We start from the raw sequence: 17,601 nt of genomic DNA on the forward strand, positions 1-17,601 counted from the left end.
GTGTGCCGCGGTTTTCCCTCGCGACAAACGCGGAACGCGTTTGCGCGGAGATCATGCTCAAAAAGAAGAAGTCCATTTGAAGCCGCCGCGCTTCGGAGGGAACGCGGGCGGGGGCGCGCGCGTTCCCCTTCCATGCGCACGAAACCGAAATTGCTGCTCGCAGCCGTGCTGATGGCCGCCACAGGCAGCGCGATCGCGCAGGCCCCGCCTGCGCCGGCGACGCCGCCGCAGGCGACCGCGCCGCCCGCGCCGCAGCGGTCCGCCGACTGCATGCCGACGCGCCCCGACCACTCCCGCAACACCGTGGTTCCCGATGGCGGCACCACCGGCCTGTCCCGCGAGTCGCTCGGCGACCGCCTGGCGAAATCCGACGGCGTGCTCTGCCCGCCCGCCGGCGTCGATCCCGAGATGCGCGCTCCCGCGCCCGAAATCGGCAAGACCCCGATCATCCCGCCCCCCGGCAGCCCCGGCGGCGACCCCAATGTGAGGCCGAAATAGGGCCCATCCCACAAAGGTTTACGGGAGCGGCGCGGCTTGCTTGACAGCCCCCGATACCCTTCCTTATATGCCGCGCGTTCGCGAGATGAGCCGCTTGGCCTCGCGAACCCTCGTGGCGGGGTAGCTCAGCTGGTTAGAGCACGGGAATCATAATCCTGGGGTCGGGGGTTCGAGTCCCTCCCCCGCTACCAGATCCAACGTAACCCCTTGATTTCCCAGACTTGGCCGATTGACGTTTCGACGCGAGGGATGTCTCATTGATACATCCGGGCTAGTCGCTGATCAATTCTCATTACCGCACTGTGCGGCTCGTTGCGGCGCCGGGGAGGCTCGACGAGCCCGCCGGCTTCCTGCTTAGGTCGGATTGCTTGGGCAAAATCTGGAGCGCGACGCAGTCGATCTCTCTCAAGGCTGAAACAGGGGTTCGATTCCCTCCACATGGGGCTGTTGTGACTTCCTTTCCGTACCTCGTAACGACAAAGACCGGGCAATACAGATACCGCAGGCGCGTCCCTGACGTGCTCAGGGCAGAGCTAGGCAAGACGGAAATTGTCCGCAGCCTACGCACTGCAGATCGGCTGATAGTCGCTCGCAGATACGCTCAGGTGCATGCCGCTGTTGAGCAATTGTTTGCCGAGGCAAGACAGAAGGCGGGCATTAGCGCGGACACTGCTTTTGATCTCGCGGTAGCGTCGTTGAAGTCTCGGGGACTGTACGGGCTGACGGATAATGAAGATAGGTCCGACGCTCAGGACATCGTTCTCCGGGACGCGGGATTCACCGACGCAGAGGAACTGAGCGAGGCCCTGGAAGCGTACGCTGACGGCAAGGCACCGGCGAAGCTGCGGGCCGTGTCTGCCGCGCTTGGCATCATCGGCGGGGACAAGCCGCGGCCGACGTTGTCGTACTGCTTAAGCCAATTCCTTGAGGAGAAGGCGCGGGGCAGGGACCTGGCCAAAAAGGATTGGGTGAACTATGAGCGAGAGCGCAAGCGCATCGTCGGTGAGTTCACTAAGCTGATAGGTATCAACAAAGAGATCAACGACCTCAGCAGACAGGACGCCAGAGGGTTTGTGAAGAAGTTGGAGGATGAAGGTTACGCCCCCGCCTCGGTGAGGAAGCAGACAAAGTTTATGACACGCTGACCGAGTGGGCTCTGAGGGAATTGGAGCTGGAACGTCGAAACCCATTCACCGGGCTGAAGGTTGTCGCGCCCGTTGACGAGGACGATAACGGTGTCTCGTTCGAATACGGGGAAGTTAGGACGCTATTGGGCAAGACGGGCAGCATCAACGACGAGCTGCAAGATATCGTGAGGATACTTGCCTGCACAGGGGCGAGGCTCGCTGAGATCAGCGGACTACAGGTCAAGGATTTCGACACTAAGGCGCAATCCATCAGCATTGAGTTCAACGATATTCGCAGGCTCAAGAATAAGGCGTCTATCCGCGTTGTGCCTGTGGTCGACGCGAAGGCGCTGGAGGCGCTTCGAAAGAGAGCTGAGGGCAGGCCTCCGGCTGAATCGATCTTTCCGAAGTACGGATGGGACAAGGGGGCCAATAGCGCTTCAGCAGCGTTGAGCCAAAGGCTAACAACGATTGGACTGCGCGACCCTAGGTCGGCGAAGCCAAAGACGACTCACAGCTTACGACACACATTCAAGGACGCGCTCCGAGATGTGGGTGTTCTTGATGATATTCGGAACATGATCCACGGGCACACGGCGGGAGACGAAGCAAGCAAGTATGGCTCGAATGAGTTGCTGGAGAGAAAGAGAGAAGCGGCTGAGAAGGTGTGGAAGCTATATTTCAAAAAGCCTCAGGTGAGCCGAGCGATATTGAAGACACCGCTGCTTGCAAGGCGTTGAACTAAGTTTAAAAGATCAGCAAACTTTCGATAAGACGATGACACCTGATATTCTGAAGGCCCTCTCAACAGATCAACTCTTCATCGAATGCGCCGATGCCAGTGAATACATTGCGAGCGATCGAGAGGGAAACCTCGCTCTCCTAGATGAGGCCGAGCGCAGGATGAAACAAGGCGAGTTAGAGGTGTCCAGATTTGAGCTGATCCATGCGGCCCTAGCCATCAGTCGCGACGACCGCGACCATATATCAATCTTTATTGCTATGCAGCCGACCCACGCTTGGCACGGCTATCAACGAGCGCTGCGAGCAGCAGCGGGCAAACAGGAATTGAAATACCTCTACCACGGGACCCTACGAAGCCGACTGATCGGCATAGCCCGTGATGGGTTAAGGCCCGCCAAAAGACCAAAGAAGTGGGGACAATCGGGCATCACCGCGCACGCTGCCAGCGGCGTCTTCTTTGAACGAAACTGGCGGCGAGCATCTAATTGGGTCGGCGCGGCAGCGGTGGACCACACCATGCGTCCGGTGAAGGGAGCTATTATCCGTATTCCAGTTGGAGACATGCTAGTTGAAAATGACCAGCGGTCCGCGGGATCGCTTGTAGTTCGGCAAGATCAAATTTCGGTCAAAGATGCACACGTGCGCCTATACCCCTTCACGGCAGTGGTGGAATGGATGCCGTTGTCGGAAGGTATTGAGACGGTACGACGTATCCGAAAGGACCAAAAGCAAAAACGAGCGTAACTGCCGAAGTTGCCATCGGAACGACGATGCTAGAACCTCAGGTGTCCAAAAGATCGCCTGCTCTTTGGAGGACCTTTGCGGATCATGGGCGAAAGCAGATGCCCCACCACCTCCTGAAATCCTCGGTCACTTCGCCATCGGGGGCTGCTCGCAATCATCGCTTCGTAATCGTTGTAGTCCACGTTCATACGAAGGCCTTCGCAGGCGATGTGAGTGATCTCAGCATTCTCCAGGCTCTTGAACGAATCCGGCGATCGCCAGTCGAATTCAGGCATTGCTTCCGCCCCATTGCATGCAGCTAACAAGGATTGCGGCGCAATAGTTATGATCGAGGCGGTTGTAGGAAGCCCCTAGTTTGGCACCACGTGGTGCTTGAGAATGACCACTGGTTAGCAGGAGAAAATTGCTTTGGCTGCAGGCCTCCGGTCGGCGATTTTCTTCTATGTTGAGCCAGCGCCGCGCAAGAGGCGCCCCTGCTCGGTTACCCATTTGGCGCGCGCAAGATGGCTCTGATATGCGGTCCGCGCACGGTCAGGCTCTCGCTCCGGATCCATATGCAAGACCACTCGAGCCACTTCGCGCCAGTCCGCTCTCTCACTCTCCGCCTGCAGAAGCCGAATGTACGTAACGACATGCTGTTCGTCATAGGCCGTCAGCGCCGGCTCGTTCGGCGCGACATATGCGACGTCAGGATCTAGCTGCGGTTTTGTCATGACCGTCCCAAGAAACAGCGAATGATTCTAATCTCCCTGGAAGGCCGGGATCATCCCGACGTCTCATTTTAGCCTCATTGCGACCTAGCCGACCAGCGAGCAGCTCGAAATACATACTATAGGAGATAAACCTCATAGTATGTAAAGACGCAACTTGCGCCGATGGACATGCGCAAGTTGGTCGGGCGGAATTTCGCAAGACTGCGGAAGCAGAAGCGCTTCACGCAGGAGAAATTCGCCGAAGTGTCCGGCTTCACGCAGCAATATATTAGTGACCTGGAGCGCGGCCGCCGTAATCCAACTGTCGTAACCTTGTTTGAACTCGCCAGCACGTTGGGCGTCAGCCACGTCGATCTCGTTCTCCCAGATGAAGAGGTGCGAGCCGAACGATCAAAACCTGCTAAGCGGAAGTGATCGGCTCGTTACGAATCCATTTTCAACAATTGTAGAGCCTGACTTTCGCTCGCCGGGCCGGAGGCCCGGCGTCCGGTTACGCGGCCCATGTCTTCAGATAGCCCGCTCCATCAAGCGCTTTGCCTTGCCCTCCAGATCAAGGCGCGTGTCCTGATGAGCTTTGCCGCGAGCAAATGCGCTAATGCCCTGCACGAAATCAAAGATGCTTTCCGGCTTCCGATCTTCTTCGCCCAGAGCCGACGATTGAAGACGCGATGACACTGGTGCTCGCGGCGCTCTCATTGTAGGGCCTTGGTATCTTCGCACCCGGAATCGCAAACGGCCTGGTCTCCGGCGGACCGCAACTTGGTGCGGGCGCTGCGATCGGAACCGGTCGAGCGGCGTGGTTGACATACGCGGCGACATCCCGGGCGCTGACAAGATCAACGTCCTCGGGTGGTGCGTCGGAGGAACGATCCTGTCATCCGCGCTGGCGATCCTGCGGACGCGGGGAGACGTGTCGGTCGCCAGTGTGACCTTGCCGACGACGATGCTGGACTTCCGCGAGCCGGGGACCTCAGCGTGTTCATTGACGAGGAGGGCGTGCGGCAGCGGGAGCAGACGATCGGCAATGGCGGCATCTACCGCGGCGCGGAGCTCGGGTTCGTTTTCCAGACCCTGCGGTCCAAGGAGCTAATTTGGCCGAATGTGATCAACAACTATCTGAAGGGAAATTCGCCGGAGCGTTTCGATCTTCTGTTCTGGAACGCCAACGTCACCAACCTGCCGGGGCCGATGTATTGCTGGTACATCCGGAACATGTACCTGGAGAACAATCTTCGGGAGCCGAATCGGTTGACGATGTGCTGCACGTCAGTCGATCTGGGACGGGTCGACTTGCCTGCCTATGTTCTGGCGACCGTTGAAGATCATATCGTGCCGTGGCGCTCGGCCTATCGCACCACGGGCTTGTTCCGCGGCGACACCCGCCTTGTGCTCGGCGCGAGGGGGCATATTGCCGGTGTGATCAACCCCGCGTCGAAGGACAAGAGAAGCTATTGGGTGTCGGACAATCGGTGCGATGACCCGGCAACATGGCTGGCGAGCGCGGCCGAAAAGCCCGGTAGCTGGTGGAACGACTGGATCACTTGGCTCAGACCTTGGACGGAAGACAAGCTGGGCGCGCGTACCCAACTCGGGAGCAACCTCTACCCTCCGGGCGAGCCTGCGCCAGGCCGGGATGTGAAGGAGAAGGCGAGTTGATGACAGGGCTGCTCCTGGGAACCCCATCATTAGCAACCTCTCGGGTGTCCGCAGACATCAACTGCCCGCGCTTGATTGGAAATTCCCCCTTCAACTCCGATACCAGCTGGCCAGATTCCAGACCGTGACGTCCCAGCCCGAGATATCGGCCATGATGCTATTGACGCCGCCGCCGACGATGTTGCGCGAGAGGAGCGGCACGAACACATTGGCCTCGCAAAAAATCTCGTTGACCTTGATCAGCAGCGCGGCGCGCTTGACCGGATCGAGCTCCTTCTGCGCGGCCTTGTAGGCCTTGTCGGCCTCGGGATCGGACCAGCGCGAGACGTTTCGACCCAACCATTTGTTGTCCTTGGTTGCAATCTCCCAGGAGACGCACTGGTTCAAGAAACGCTCCGGATCGGGCTGCGGCTGCGTCGTGTTGTACATCTCCATGTCGCAATAGAGTTTTGAGTAGGTGTCGGGGTTGCCGACGTCAGACGAGAAGAACACGGAACCAACCACCGACTTGAGCTCGATGTCGATGCCGGCCTTCTGGCAGGCCTGCTTGATGATGGCCTGCGTCTTCTGGCGTGGCGAGTTGATCGATGTCTGGAAGACGTATTTGAGCTTCTTGCCGTCCTTCTCGCGGACGCCGTCGGTGCCCATCTTCCAGCCGGCCTCGTCGAGGATCTTGTTCGCCTTGTCGACATTGAATTCGTATTTCAGCTTGCTCGACTTGAACTGAGCGGGCTGGTTGACGAAGCTCGCCGTCGCAACGCCGCCGCGGCCGTAGATGAATTTCTGGATCGAGTCGCGATCGATCAGAAGGTTGAACGCCTTGCGAACGGCGGGGTCGGACAGCGTCGGATGTTTGGTCTCGGCGTTGGACCGCTCGCCGTCGACCTCGGTCCAGGGGTCCGTCGTGTTGAGGATGATGAACTCGACATTGCCTGACACCGTGACGTCGATCTTGCCCTTGCCGCTGGTCTCCATACGCTTGAGGACCTCGTCCTCCACCTGCAGGTTCCAGGCATAGTCGTATTCGCCGGTCTGCAGCACCGCGCGCGCCGCGGAAACCGCGTCGCCGCCGCCCTTGAGTTCGAGCGTATCGAAATGCGGCTGGTTCTTGACGTGATAGTCCGGGTTGCGTTCGGCCAGGATCAAATCGCCCGGCTTGAACTCGACGAACCGGTATGGGCCGGTGCCGACCGGCTTCAGATTGCCCGGCGCATCGCGCGACTTCGCGCCGGCATAGTCGGCGAAATGATGCTTTGGCAGGATCTGGCCGACCGAGCCGACGAAAGGATCGGCCCAGAACGGGGTCGGGGCCTTGAAGATCACCTTGACGGTGTGGTCGTCGATCTTCTCGACCTTGATGTCCTTGTACGATCCCGTGGTGTACGCCGCGGTCGCAAGATCCGCGGCGTAGGCCCAGGTAAAGACGACGTCGTCGGCGGTGAAGGGCTTGCCGTCATGCCACCTCACGCCCTGCTTCAGCTTCCAGATCACGCTCGTGCCGTCGGCCGCGAGGCCGCCGTTCGCCTTGGTCGGCACCTCGGCGGCGAGGCAGGGGATGAGGTTGCCGTCCTTGTCCCAGCCGGCGAGCGGCTCGAAGAAGATGCGCGAGGCGTTCTGGTCCTTGGTGCCGATCGCGAAATGCGGATTGAGCAGGGTGGGGGCCTGCCAGAACAGAAGTTTCAGCTGGCCGCCGCCGCCGGCCTTGGTCGGCTTGTACGGCAGCGTGGCGTCGGCCATCGCCACGTCGTTCCAGAGCAGGATCTGGCTCGCGATTGGCGCTGTGATCCCGACCGCAGCCATTGTCTGGATGAACGAGCGTCGCGACAGCGTGCCTTGCTTGACTTCCGCGATTGCCTTGCGGATTTCGTTCTCGTTCATCAGCTGACCTCCACCTCAAAGAAAAATCGTCACCGGCCGTGACCCATCATGTGTGATCATGGACGAGGCGGCAATGCCGACAAGGCCGGAATACCTGCGGCGAAATGGCGAATGTGCGTACGGCCAAGCCGCATAGTCCAGGCCGTCGCTGTTACAGTCGAGCCTTTGGCGGTGGGGCAACTTCTGTCGCAAGACGACCAGGCTGGAACTCCGCGCATCCGCGAGCCCTGTTCAACGCGATCGCGAGCGCGTAAGAGGTCGTTGGACACTGCGGGCGGAATTGCGCTACCAGCGTCAATCAATTCCTTTTACGAAACACGATGGATTCGACGTGGGGCATCCCAAAAAGGCCCGCGCCACGATTGGCGCGACGAAGAAAAAGAAGAGTCTTTCGCGTTCCGCGATCTCCTCGACCTCGCCGCTTGGCATGGTGGCCCTCCATCTTCTCGAACAGTACGGAAAGTCCGGCCGCGACGGCATCGTCTTCCTTTGCGAAGACGAGAACAGGGCCGAGCGGCTGGGAGGCATCATCCACGCGCTCGACCCTTCGGTCGAAGTGCTGGTGTTTCCGCGATTGAATACGCTGCCATTCGATGGCCTGGAGCCGTCGCGCGAGATTGCCGGCCGGCGCAGCGCGGTCTTGCGGCGCCTCGCCAGGACAAAGAAGCCTGTCTTCCTGGTGTCGACGGCAGAGGCCATCATGGAGCGCCTTCCGCCGCCTGCGAACTGGTCGCGGTCGAGCCTGAGCCTGAAGGTGGAGGCGCCTTTTTCCGAGCAGGAGCTGGAAGACCGCCTGGCCGCCCTAGGCTACGATCTCGATGAAGAGGCGGAATATCCCGGGGGCGTTCTGTTCCATGGAAAAACGTTCGAGGTGTTTCCCGCGGGCGCGCTTGGCCCGTTCAGGATCGAGCACGCCGATGGCGTGGTTCGGCGGATCGTTGCCGTTGACCCCATCGAACACGAAGTCGTCTTCGAGACCAATGAGCTGATCGTCGATCCCATGTCCGAACGGCTCGCGTTCGGCGGCAAGCGCGCACAGCGGGCGACGCTATCGGACTATTGCGGTCGCGCCCGGTGGATCGTGGATGCCGGGGTGTTGGCCCACGCCGAGAGCTGGCTCGGCACGATCAAGGAGGCCGGCCGAAGGGAAGCGGAACGCGAGTATCTGGGGGACGGGGAGTGGAAGCGGCTGAAGAAGCGGATGAGCGTGCTGCCACGGAAGGCGGCCTTCCACCCGACGCCGGAGTTTTCGAAGGTCCCCACGCCGCGAAAGGCCTTTCGCGCCTTTGTCGCCGACACGCAGCGCGCCGGATCGCGGCTGCTGTTCGTCGCTGCCGTCGAGGATGATTTGCGCGCGATGGAGCGCATGAGCGGGATCAAGGCCGAGCGGTTCGCCGATTGGAATGCCGTAACGAGGGGACGCAGCGACGAAGGCGCGCTCCTAGCTGACTTCGATGTCGGCTTCGTCGGCACCGGCCGCAAGCCGCTTGTCATTGTCACTGCATCCGACGTGCTCGGCAGCCGGGCTCATCATCCGCAGCCCATGGCGAGAGCCTGGAATGCCGCGTTCGATCACCCCGATGTGCCGGAGCAGGGCGCTGTCGTCGTCCATCTGCAGCGAGGGCTGGCGTTGCTCGATGGCCTGCAGACCGTCGACATGGGCGGCGGGACGCGGCGCGAGATGATCAGGCTGGCGTCCGCCGGCGACAACGCGATCCTCGTGCCGCCGGCCGACCTCGCGCTGATCTGGCCATATGCGACAGAGCGCGGCAAGCTCGTGCTGGACAGGGCGGATGGAAGTAGCTGGTGGGCGCGACGCACCGAGGCGGAGCAGGAGATCCAGGCCGCCGCAAAACAGCTCGCCAAGCACATCAGCCAGCGCCGCCGCCGGCGCGCGCCCAAACTGGTCCCTCCCGGCCCGGGCTACGAGCGGTTCGTCGCGCGCTTTCCCTATTTCACGACCGTCGACCAGGCAAAAGCCATTCAGGACGTTCTCGATGATCTGGCGTCAGGTCATCCCATGGACCGCGTGATCTGCGGCGACGTCGGCTTTGGCAAGACCGAGGTGGCATTGCGGGCGGCAGCCGCCGTGGCGCTTGCGGGAAAGCAGGTGGCGATCGGGGTGCCGACGACGGTCCTGGCAAGGCAGCATGTCGAAACCTTTCGCAAGCGGTTTGGTCCTTTCGGCATCGAGGTGGCAAGCCTGTCGCGCGCCAGTTCGGCTCTGGAGACGAGGCAGGCGAAAGAGGGGCTGCGCAGCGGAAAATTGAAAGTCGTGGTCGGCACGCAGGCGCTCGCCGCGAAGGATGTTAGGTTTGCCGATCTTGGCCTCGTCATCATCGACGAAGAGCAGCATTTTGGCGCGGCCGAGAAGGCGATGCTCTCGAGCCTGGCGAAAAATGCCCATACGCTCTGGATGAGCGCCACGCCGATCCCGCGGACTCTTGCGGCGGGTCTTGCAGGCTTTCGCGACCTCAGTGTCATTGCGTCTCCGCCGGTCCATCGTCTCCCGATCGTCACCAGGATCGCACCGCTGTCGGATCCCGCCATTGCCGCGGCCTTGCTGCGGGAGCAAAGGCGGCATGGGCAGAGCTTCCTGATCTGTCCGCGCATCCAGGACCTCGAACCGATGCTGGCGCGCGTGCAATCGGTGGCGCCTGATCTGCGCATCGTCTGTCTCCATGGCAGGTTGCCCGTCGATGAGATCGACGACCGGATGATGCGCTTCGTCGAAGGCGATGCGGACGTCTTGCTCGCAACCAATATCGTGGAGAGTGGCCTCGATATTCCCCGCGCGAACACCATTGTCGTATGCTGGCCCGAAAAGTTCGGCCTGGCTCAACTTCACCAGCTCAGAGGGCGGGTCGGACGCGGTGGAACGCGGGCCTTTGCACATCTGTTGACCGACTCGACGTCCGAGCAGTCCGAAAAGCGTCTGGCGGTGCTGGAAGAGTTCAGCAGGCCTGGCGCGGGCTTTGCGATCAGCGAGCGCGACCTCGACCTCAGAGGAGCGGGGGATCTGTTTTCGGAGCGGCAGTCCGGCCATGTGCAGGTTTTTGGACCGGTGCTCTACAGTCATCTCCTGAAGCTCGCCTCCGAGAAGACCAAGGATGGCGGCGGCGATCTCTGGGTGCCCGATCTCAACCTCCCACTCGCGGACATGTTGCCTGCAAGCTATGTGCAGTCGGAATCGGTCCGGCTCGAAATCTATGGCCGTGCCGCCAGGTGCCGCAGCGAAGACGATCTGGAAGATCTGGAGGAGGAGACGTCCCGCCGCTTCGGCAGGCTGCCGCCGCCGGCTCGCGATTTCTTCGCCGCAGCCAGGCTCAGGATCGAGTGCAAGCGACGCGGCATCGTGAGGCTTGATGTCGGGCCGGAGGCCGTTGCGGCGACATTCCTTCCCGGACGGCTGCGGAAATCCAGGGCGCGTTCGCTGCAGCGCGACGGCGATCGCGTCGTCTACGCCAGCAAGGGGCAGGAGCAGCCGTTCGTCCGTGTGGAGGAGTTCCTGGATCTCCTGGACGAGTGAAAATGGCTCCCGTTGTGCTTTTGCGCATGCGTTTGTTTCGGGCAGGCTGAGGCGGCCATGTGGATTGGTCGACGACAGCGCGGAAGGATCACTATACTGTCCGAATGATGCGCCACGGGAGCGGGCTGGCTGGCGCTTTCCGCGATAAGGACAATGCAATGACCGACACCATTGGCTTCCCGGATCCCGGCCTCGATCTCTCGGACGGTTTCAGGCCGCACACCTCGCATTGGGGTGTGTTCTCGGCGCGCAACGGTGCGGCCGGGCTCGAAGTCAGGGCATATGCGGGGGACCCCGATCCGAGCGGCATCATCGACAATTTTCCCGGCGCGTTGCGTCACCAGGCCCGCATCGCCCAGCCGGCGATCCGCCGCGGCTGGCTCGAGAACGGCCCCGGCCCCGATGCGCGCCGCGGCCGCGACGAATTCGTTTCCGTCAGTTGGGAGAAGGCGCTCGATCTCCTCGGGGACGAGCTGTCGCGCATCCGCGACGCCAGCGGCCCGTCTTCAGTGTTCGGCGGCTCCTATGGCTGGTCGAGCGCTGGCCGCTTCCATCATGCGCAGAGCCAGGTTCATCGCTTCCTCAACATCGCGATGGGCGGTTATGTGCGTTCGGTGAACACCTATTCGTCGGGTGCGTCCTCGGTGCTCCTGCCGCAGATTCTCTGCGGTTACGAAGACATCACCAGGCGCAACGTCACCTGGGAGCAGATCGTCGCCGAGACGGATATCGTGCTGGCGTTCGGCGGCATGGCGCTGAAGAACTCCATGGTGGCCGGCGGCTCCATCAGCAAGCATGTCGAGCGCGGCGCGATGGCGGCGGCGCGCCGCCGCGGTTGCGAGTTCATCCTGGTCAGTCCACTGCGTGACGACCTGCCCGCGGAGGCCGGCGCCGAATGGATGACATGCATTCCCGGCACCGACACCGCGCTGATGCTCGGCATCGTCCACACGCTGGTCACGGAAGACCTGCATGATCAGGCTTTCCTCGATCGCTACACCGAGGGGTGGCCCGTCTTCCTGCGCTATCTCACCGGCGAGAGCGATGGGCAAGCCAAGCACGCCGAATGGGCCGCCGCGATCTCTGGTGTCGATGCGAACAGCATCCGCAAGCTCGCGCGCCGCCTCGCCGGAAAAAGGGCACTCATCACCGTCTCCCATTCGCTGCAGCGCGCCGAGCATGGCGAGCAGCCGGTGTGGATGGGCATGGTGCTGGCGGCAGCGCTCGGCCAGATCGGTCTGCCCGGCGGCGGCTACGCCTATTCGCTCGGCGCGATCGGTTATTACGGTCGCCGCGTCAACGACGTGCCGGGGCCGACGCTCGGGCAGAGCCGCAATGGCGTTGCGGATTTCATTCCGGTGGCGCGCATCGCCGACATGCTGCTCAATCCCGGCAGCACCTATCGCTACAATGGCGAGACACGTACCTATCCGGACATCCGCCTCGTCTACTGGGCGGGCGGCAATCCCTTCCATCACCATCAGGACATCAACCGCCTGCGCAAGGCGTTTGCGAAGGTCGACACGCTGGTCGTGCACGAACTCGCCTGGACCGCCACCGCCCGGCACGCCGACATCGTGCTGCCCGCGACCATGACGCTGGAGCGCGAGGACATCGGCTATTCCACCAATGATCCCCTCATGGTTGCCATGCACCGCATCGCCGAGCCGTTTGGCCTTGCGCGCGACGACTACGATATCTTTGCCGATCTCGCCGACCGTCTCGGCGCGCGCGAACCTTTTACCGAAGGCCGCACGTCGCGGGAGTGGCTCGCACATCTCTATGAGCCGACCCGCGCCTCGCTTGCCAGGCGCGGTCTCGAGGCGCCGAGCTTCGACGAATTCTGGGCCCGCGGCAGCCTGGTGGTGCCGCAGCAGCCCGACGACGGCGGCCGGCTGCGCCGCTTCCGCGAGGATCCGGTCGCGCATGCCCTGCCGACGCCGAGCGGACGCGTCGAAATCTTTTCGCAGAAGATCGCGGCTCATGGCGATGCCGATTGCCCGGGCCATCCAGTCTGGCTCGAGAAGACCGATATGCCAAAGCCCGGCGCGCCCTGCTTCCTCGTTGCCAACCAGCCGGTGACGCGCCTGCACAGCCAGCTCGATTTCGGCGGACACTCGCTTGCGGCAAAACATCGGGGACGCGAGGTCGCGCGCATGAACCCGCGCGACGCGGATGCTCGCGGCATCAAGGACGGCGACATCATCCGCCTGTTCAACGCGCGCGGCGCCTGCCTTGCCGCGGTCCATGTCACCGACGGCATCGCGCCCGGCGTCGTCCAGTTGCCGACCGGCGCCTGGTACGACCCGATGGATCCGGAGGAGGAGGCGCCGCTCTGCGTTCACGGCAATCCGAACGTACTCACCCGCGACATCGGCACCTCATCCTTTGCGCAGGGTTGCACCGGCCAGCTCACGACGGTCGAGGTGGAGAAGTTCACCGGCAATCTGCCGCCGATCCGCGCATTCGATCCGGTGTAGGGGATGAATGCCAGAAAGTCCGGGACTGCGTGGCGGCATGCCAATGTCGGTCGCCTTCTCAACAACGCGGTGCGTCGCTTCGAGGCCCGCGTCCTCGAACTGATGAGCGCGCACGGTCATGCCGAGACGCGCATCGCCCATGTGGGCCTGACCCGAAATCTCGACGTCGAGGGGACGCGGTTGACCGAGCTCGCCCGGCGCGCCTCGATGAGCAAGCAGGCTATGGGGGAACTTGTCGACCAATGTGTCGAGCTCGGCCTGGTCGACCGCATTCCGGATCCGAGCGACGGCCGCGCCCGCATCGTCAAGTTCACGCCGGCCGGCCTGATCTGGCTGAATGCCTTTCGGGATGCGGTCGATGTGGCCGAGCGCGAGATGCGTGCCGAGCTCGGCAAGGCGAGCATGGAGGCGATCCTGAAGGGGCTCGCGGCCTATGGCGCGCGTTTCGATACGCTCGACGATGACGATATAGTCAGGTAGCTTGACGAATTCGTCAGGCACCCTTACCATGCAGGAATGCCTGGTGGGAGACGCGCCTTGGAAACACGCCTGACGACCTCCGTGCTCATCGTGGGCGGCGGCCCTTGCGGGCTCATGCTGGCCAACGAGCTCGGGCGGCGCGGCGTCTCCGCGCTCCTCGTCGACGAAAAGCACGGGACGGCGTTCAATCCGCAAGCCAATGCGACCCAGGCCCGCTCGATGGAGCATTATCGCCGGCTCGGCTTTGCCGACGAGATCAGGCAGGCGGGGCTACCTGCCGACTATCCGACCGACGTTGCCTACTTCACCCGCTACACCGCTTATGAGCTGGCGCGGTTTCAATTGCCGTCCTCGAGCCGCGCGACCGAACTCGTCAAGGGATTGTCGGGCTCGTGGAGCGCCGCGGAGCTACCTCATCGCGTCCCGCAAAAATATGTCGAGGCGGTGCTGCGCCGGCATGCCGAGCGGCTGCCGGGAATCCGGCTTCATTACGGTCACCGTCTGGTGAGCTACGCCGAACACGGCGACGGCATCGTCGGCGAAATCGAATGCCACGATGATAGCAGCCGCTTTCAGGTTCATGCCGATTTTCTGGTTGGCGCAGACGGGCCGCGCTCCATGGTCCGGCAGTCGCTCGGCATTGCCTATGGCGGCGAGACCGGGATCCAGCGCGATTTCATGGGCGGACGAATGCTCGCCGTCTATCTCCGTTCGCCGGATTTTTACGCAAGCATCCCTCACGCCAAGGCGTGGATGTACAACTGTTTTAACGGCGATCGCCGCGCCTTCATGGCGTCCGTGAACGGGCGCGACGAATTCGCGTTCCACACCCAGCTTCGGCCCGGCGAGGACGAGACCGCGATCACCGCCCATGAGGCGAAGGCCGCGTTCCAGCGCGCATGCGGCGCGCCGATCGAATGCGAGGTGCTGTCCCATTTGACCTGGACCGCAGGTCATGCGCTGGTCGCCGATGGCATGCAGCGGGGCAGGGTTTTGCTCGGCGGCGACGCCGCCCATCTGTTCACGCCGACCGGCGGGCTCGGCTACAACACCGCGATCGAGGACGCCGTCAACCTCGGCTGGAAGCTCGCAAGCGTCGTCAAGGGCATCAGTCCGCTTGCGCTCCTCGACAGCTACGAGGTCGAGCGCCGTCCGGTCGCGCTGCGCAACACCTTCTATGCGCGGCGCTTCGCCGACTCGCTCGGCCTGTTTGCGGCCGTGCCGGAACTGGAGGAGGCGACCGAAGCGGGCAACGACGCGAGGCGCACGGCCGGCGCCTATCTCGAACAACACGCCCGCGCCGAATTCAACATCCCCGGCATCACCTTCGGCGGGCGCTATGACACCTCGCCGATCATCCTGTCCGACGGCACCCAGCCGCCGCCCGACGCCGCAAATGTCTACGTGCCGAGCGCCTGTCCAGGAGGCCGCGCGCCGCATGCCTGGCTCGACGACGGCGTATCCCTGTATGACCTGTTCGGATTCGAATGGACGCTGCTGCAGTTCGACGATGTCGTATCTGCTGAAGGTGCGTTGCGCGACGCGGCGCAGGCGCTCGGCGCCGACGTGAAGCTCGTCACGCTGCCCCGGCAATTGCGCGACCTATATGAAGCGGACCTCGCGCTGATCCGTTCCGATCAGATCGTGGCCTGGCGCGGCAGCGCGTCGCAGGCGGGGATGCTCGGCCGCGTGCTTGGCGGCGCGCTCGGGCACGGCTGATAAGCCGTTTGCGTAGCCGCCCGTCGAACCGGCTGGCGCCCGATGCGCGCGGGTGATATCGGCTGACATGCTTTTCGGGATGCGCTTTTAGACATGAAAACCACGCTGCTGAAATCTGAGAACTATGCCCGCTCGCCGTGGAAGAACGGCGGTGGCATTTTCACCGATATCGCGGATGCTCATCGTTCCGATGCGCCGGCGAAAGATTGGGACAGCCTGCTCTGGCGCTTCGCCGGCACGCCGATCGTGACGCCCGGTCCGTTCTCGCATATGCCTGGCATCGATCGCCTGCAGATGGTCGTGCGCGGACGCGGGCTGGTGCTTAGGGCGCCGGGCCAGGATTTTGACGAGCGCGAGGCGTTCACGACCGTGCGCTTTACTGGGGAACTTCCGATCGTGACCGAGCTCGAGGCCGGTCCGGTCGAGGTCGTGAACCTGATGGCGCGGCGCGGTGCGGCGGAGATCGAGCTGTTGGCTCTGCAAGAGCCTGGCGATCGGCATTTGCCAGCCGGCACGCATCTCCTTTACGCGGCATGTGGCGATTGCAGCATCCGGCTCGATGGCGAGGAGTTTGCGATTCTGGGCGGCGACACGTTGAGGGTTGACCTGACCGGGGCGTCGAAGCTCGCGCTCGTTTCGGGATTGGCGGTGCTGGGGTCGATTTACCTCGTCGCGTAAACGGCAATCGACCCGCGTAATGCAGGACCGGATCGCGGGCGGAGCGGTTGACGTCGTCGCATGGCAACACGATATCTCCATGGAACCAGATCCGCCCGGAGTAGACCATGAACGCGCCGCCCAACATCGATCCCGCCGCGGCCGCCGGCGTCCTGCACTGGCTGACCAACGAGACCCGCGACCAGCGCTTCATCGACAACATTTTTGCCGACATGTGCATCCGCCTCCAGCAGGCCGGCATTCCGCTCAAGCGGTCGACGTTGCATGTCCTGATCCAACACCCGCAATGGCTTGGCGCCCGCTTCATGTGGGCCGACGGAATGCGCGAGGCGGAGATTTCGCGGGTCGACTTTGACGTGCGGGGGCGGTCCGAATTCATCGGCAGCCCCGCCAACGAGATCTTTGACGGTGCAACCGAGGTGCGCGAGAATCTCGAACGCGACCCGTCATCGGGGCGCAAGCACGCTCTCTATGACGAGATGCGGGCGATGGGCCTGACCGAATACGTCGCCTGGCCGATCTACCACACGCTCGGCAAGCGGCATCTCGTCACCTTTGCGACCGACCGTCGCGGCGGCTTTGACGAAGCGCATATCGCCGCCCTGAAGAGCTTGCTGCCGGTGCTGGCGCTGGTCAGCGAGATCCGCATCAAGAACCGGCTGGCGCGGACGCTGCTCGAGACCTATGTCGGCTCGCATGCGGGCGAGCTGATCCTGGCCGGCGCCACGCGGCGCGGCACCGGAACGACGGTGCGCGCCGCGATCATGATCTGCGATCTCAGGGATTTCACTAAAATCTCCGACAACTGGCCGCGCGACGACGTCATCGATCTCCTCAACGATTATTTCGACGCGATGAGCGAGCCGATCGCAAAGCACGGTGGAGAGATTTTGAAATTCATCGGCGACGGCCTGCTCGCCATTTTCCCGCTGAACAAGCCTTCGGCCTGCGCCAACCTGCTGCAAGCCGTGTCCGAGGCGCGTCAGGCCATGGCTGCGCTGAATATGAACAACGAGGCAAGCGGCCGCGCGTTGCTGAATTACGGCATCGGCGTTCACGTCGGCGACGTCATGTACGGCAACATTGGCTCGCGCGCGCGGCTCGACTTCACCGTCATCGGTCCCGCCGTCAACATGGCCTCGCGCCTCGAAGCTCTCACCAAGCAGTTGGGACGCACGGTGCTGCTGTCCCGTGCATTCGCGGACCTTGTAAAGAGCGATTTCGATCTCGAGCGCGTCGGCGAACATGCGGTGCGCGGCTTCAGCGAGCCCGTCGAGCTGTTCGCGTACAACGGCTGAAGGCCATCACCTGTCTACTCGCCTCTGAGAAGCATCTCACCGCGCTTCCCTGCATCA

The 17,601-nt window shown here is 62.7% G+C and carries 15 protein-coding genes, 1 tRNA gene and 2 pseudogenes; 14 read left to right on the forward strand and 4 right to left on the reverse strand.

Annotation, left to right across the window (positions count from 1 at the left end; translation table 11 throughout):
• Nucleotides 1–132: 132 nt before the first annotated feature.
• From JQ632_RS17810 to JQ632_RS17830, 5 genes are all read left to right on the forward strand, one after another.
• Nucleotides 133–498 (forward strand): hypothetical protein, encoded by a 366-nt coding sequence (locus JQ632_RS17810; RefSeq protein ID WP_212403868.1) that lies wholly within the window; start codon nucleotides 133–135, stop codon nucleotides 496–498.
• A 114-nt stretch (nucleotides 499–612) separates the two neighbouring features.
• Nucleotides 613–689 (forward strand) — tRNA-Met (locus JQ632_RS17815).
• A 258-nt stretch (nucleotides 690–947) separates the two neighbouring features.
• The gene (locus tag JQ632_RS17820; protein WP_312015624.1) at nucleotides 948–1,643 is read left to right on the forward strand and encodes a DUF6538 domain-containing protein; all 696 of its coding nucleotides are present in this window, start codon (nucleotides 948–950) and stop codon (nucleotides 1,641–1,643) included.
• A 20-nt stretch (nucleotides 1,644–1,663) separates the two neighbouring features.
• On the forward strand, nucleotides 1,664–2,365 hold the full coding sequence (locus JQ632_RS17825; RefSeq protein ID WP_212403870.1) for a tyrosine-type recombinase/integrase: 702 nt from the start codon (nucleotides 1,664–1,666) through the stop codon (nucleotides 2,363–2,365).
• Nucleotides 2,352–3,113 (forward strand): hypothetical protein, encoded by a 762-nt coding sequence (locus tag JQ632_RS17830; protein ID WP_212403871.1) that lies wholly within the window; start codon nucleotides 2,352–2,354, stop codon nucleotides 3,111–3,113. The genes JQ632_RS17825 and JQ632_RS17830 overlap by 14 nt, the downstream gene beginning before the upstream one ends.
• A gap of 29 nt (nucleotides 3,114–3,142) precedes the next feature.
• Here JQ632_RS17830 and JQ632_RS17835 read toward each other — a convergent pair whose 3' ends face one another.
• Together JQ632_RS17835 and JQ632_RS39475 are read right to left on the reverse strand one after the other, a co-directional pair.
• Nucleotides 3,143–3,388: a transcriptional regulator domain-containing protein gene (locus tag JQ632_RS17835; protein WP_249152170.1), complete on the reverse strand. Its 246-nt coding sequence runs from the start codon at nucleotides 3,386–3,388 to the stop codon at nucleotides 3,143–3,145.
• Nucleotides 3,389–3,553: 165 nt separating this feature from the next.
• Nucleotides 3,554–3,826, reverse strand: coding sequence for a DUF2285 domain-containing protein (locus tag JQ632_RS39475; protein WP_249152171.1), 273 nt, complete (start codon nucleotides 3,824–3,826; stop codon nucleotides 3,554–3,556).
• Nucleotides 3,827–3,988: 162 nt separating this feature from the next.
• On the opposite strand from JQ632_RS39475, the gene JQ632_RS17840 reads away from it, so the two are divergent.
• Nucleotides 3,989–4,240, forward strand: a complete 252-nt coding sequence (locus JQ632_RS17840) for a helix-turn-helix domain-containing protein (protein WP_212403872.1) — start codon at nucleotides 3,989–3,991, stop codon at nucleotides 4,238–4,240.
• 93 nt (nucleotides 4,241–4,333) lie between these two features.
• On the opposite strand, the pseudogene JQ632_RS17845 reads toward JQ632_RS17840, so the two are convergent.
• Nucleotides 4,334–4,474: pseudogene (locus tag JQ632_RS17845) on the reverse strand (DUF932 domain-containing protein); the annotation flags it as partial.
• Nucleotides 4,475–4,476: 2 nt separating this feature from the next.
• Here JQ632_RS17845 and JQ632_RS40460 point away from each other — a divergent pair.
• Both JQ632_RS40460 and JQ632_RS17850 read left to right on the forward strand, forming a co-directional pair.
• Nucleotides 4,477–4,683, forward strand: a pseudogene (locus JQ632_RS40460) (P-type conjugative transfer protein TrbL); the annotation flags it as partial.
• 118 nt (nucleotides 4,684–4,801) lie between these two features.
• Nucleotides 4,802–5,482, forward strand: coding sequence for an alpha/beta fold hydrolase (locus JQ632_RS17850; protein WP_212403873.1), 681 nt, complete (start codon nucleotides 4,802–4,804; stop codon nucleotides 5,480–5,482).
• A 90-nt stretch (nucleotides 5,483–5,572) separates the two neighbouring features.
• Here JQ632_RS17850 and JQ632_RS17855 read toward each other — a convergent pair whose 3' ends face one another.
• Nucleotides 5,573–7,360 carry a peptide ABC transporter substrate-binding protein gene (locus JQ632_RS17855; protein WP_212403874.1) on the reverse strand — a complete coding sequence of 596 codons (1,788 nt, stop codon included), beginning with the start codon at nucleotides 7,358–7,360 and terminating at the stop codon, nucleotides 5,573–5,575.
• A 427-nt stretch (nucleotides 7,361–7,787) separates the two neighbouring features.
• On the opposite strand from JQ632_RS17855, the gene JQ632_RS17860 reads away from it, so the two are divergent.
• The 6 genes from JQ632_RS17860 (at nucleotide 7,788) to JQ632_RS17885 (ending at nucleotide 17,544) form a co-directional block, all read left to right on the forward strand.
• The gene (locus tag JQ632_RS17860; RefSeq protein WP_212403951.1) at nucleotides 7,788–10,889 is read left to right on the forward strand and encodes a DEAD/DEAH box helicase; all 3,102 of its coding nucleotides are present in this window, start codon (nucleotides 7,788–7,790) and stop codon (nucleotides 10,887–10,889) included.
• A gap of 158 nt (nucleotides 10,890–11,047) precedes the next feature.
• Nucleotides 11,048–13,369, forward strand: coding sequence for a molybdopterin guanine dinucleotide-containing S/N-oxide reductase (locus tag JQ632_RS17865; protein WP_212403875.1), 2,322 nt, complete (start codon nucleotides 11,048–11,050; stop codon nucleotides 13,367–13,369).
• 3 nt (nucleotides 13,370–13,372) lie between these two features.
• Complete coding sequence (locus JQ632_RS17870; protein WP_212403876.1) at nucleotides 13,373–13,849, forward strand: MarR family winged helix-turn-helix transcriptional regulator; 477 nt, start codon at nucleotides 13,373–13,375, stop codon at nucleotides 13,847–13,849.
• A 57-nt stretch (nucleotides 13,850–13,906) separates the two neighbouring features.
• The gene (locus tag JQ632_RS17875) at nucleotides 13,907–15,568 is read left to right on the forward strand and encodes an FAD-dependent oxidoreductase (protein ID WP_409363495.1); all 1,662 of its coding nucleotides are present in this window, start codon (nucleotides 13,907–13,909) and stop codon (nucleotides 15,566–15,568) included.
• A 93-nt stretch (nucleotides 15,569–15,661) separates the two neighbouring features.
• A complete protein-coding gene (locus JQ632_RS17880; protein WP_212403878.1) occupies nucleotides 15,662–16,246 on the forward strand; it encodes a HutD family protein in 585 nt (194 codons plus the stop codon).
• A gap of 107 nt (nucleotides 16,247–16,353) precedes the next feature.
• Entirely contained in the window at nucleotides 16,354–17,544 is a 1,191-nt protein-coding gene (locus JQ632_RS17885; RefSeq protein WP_212403879.1) for an adenylate/guanylate cyclase domain-containing protein, read from the forward strand.
• Nucleotides 17,545–17,601 lie beyond the last annotated feature (57 nt).

Source organism: Bradyrhizobium liaoningense (assembly GCF_018130955.1).
Classification (GTDB): domain Bacteria; phylum Pseudomonadota; class Alphaproteobacteria; order Rhizobiales; family Xanthobacteraceae; genus Bradyrhizobium; species Bradyrhizobium liaoningense_C.

Bases quoted from the DNA above. Each gene is read 5' to 3' on its own strand.
- JQ632_RS17810 (WP_212403868.1), top strand. From the start codon at position 133: ATGCGCACGAAACCGAAATTGCTGCTCGCAGCCGTGCTGATGGCCGCC.
- JQ632_RS17835 (WP_249152170.1), bottom strand. From the start codon at position 3,388: ATGCCTGAATTCGACTGGCGATCGCCGGATTCGTTCAAGAGCCTGGAG.
- JQ632_RS39475 (WP_249152171.1), bottom strand. From the start codon at position 3,826: ATGACAAAACCGCAGCTAGATCCTGACGTCGCATATGTCGCGCCGAAC.
- JQ632_RS17840 (WP_212403872.1), top strand. From the start codon at position 3,989: ATGGACATGCGCAAGTTGGTCGGGCGGAATTTCGCAAGACTGCGGAAG.
- JQ632_RS17855 (WP_212403874.1), bottom strand. From the start codon at position 7,360: ATGAACGAGAACGAAATCCGCAAGGCAATCGCGGAAGTCAAGCAAGGC.
- JQ632_RS17860 (WP_212403951.1), top strand. From the start codon at position 7,788: ATGGTGGCCCTCCATCTTCTCGAACAGTACGGAAAGTCCGGCCGCGAC.
- JQ632_RS17865 (WP_212403875.1), top strand. From the start codon at position 11,048: ATGACCGACACCATTGGCTTCCCGGATCCCGGCCTCGATCTCTCGGAC.
- JQ632_RS17870 (WP_212403876.1), top strand. From the start codon at position 13,373: ATGAATGCCAGAAAGTCCGGGACTGCGTGGCGGCATGCCAATGTCGGT.
- JQ632_RS17880 (WP_212403878.1), top strand. From the start codon at position 15,662: ATGAAAACCACGCTGCTGAAATCTGAGAACTATGCCCGCTCGCCGTGG.
- JQ632_RS17885 (WP_212403879.1), top strand. From the start codon at position 16,354: ATGAACGCGCCGCCCAACATCGATCCCGCCGCGGCCGCCGGCGTCCTG.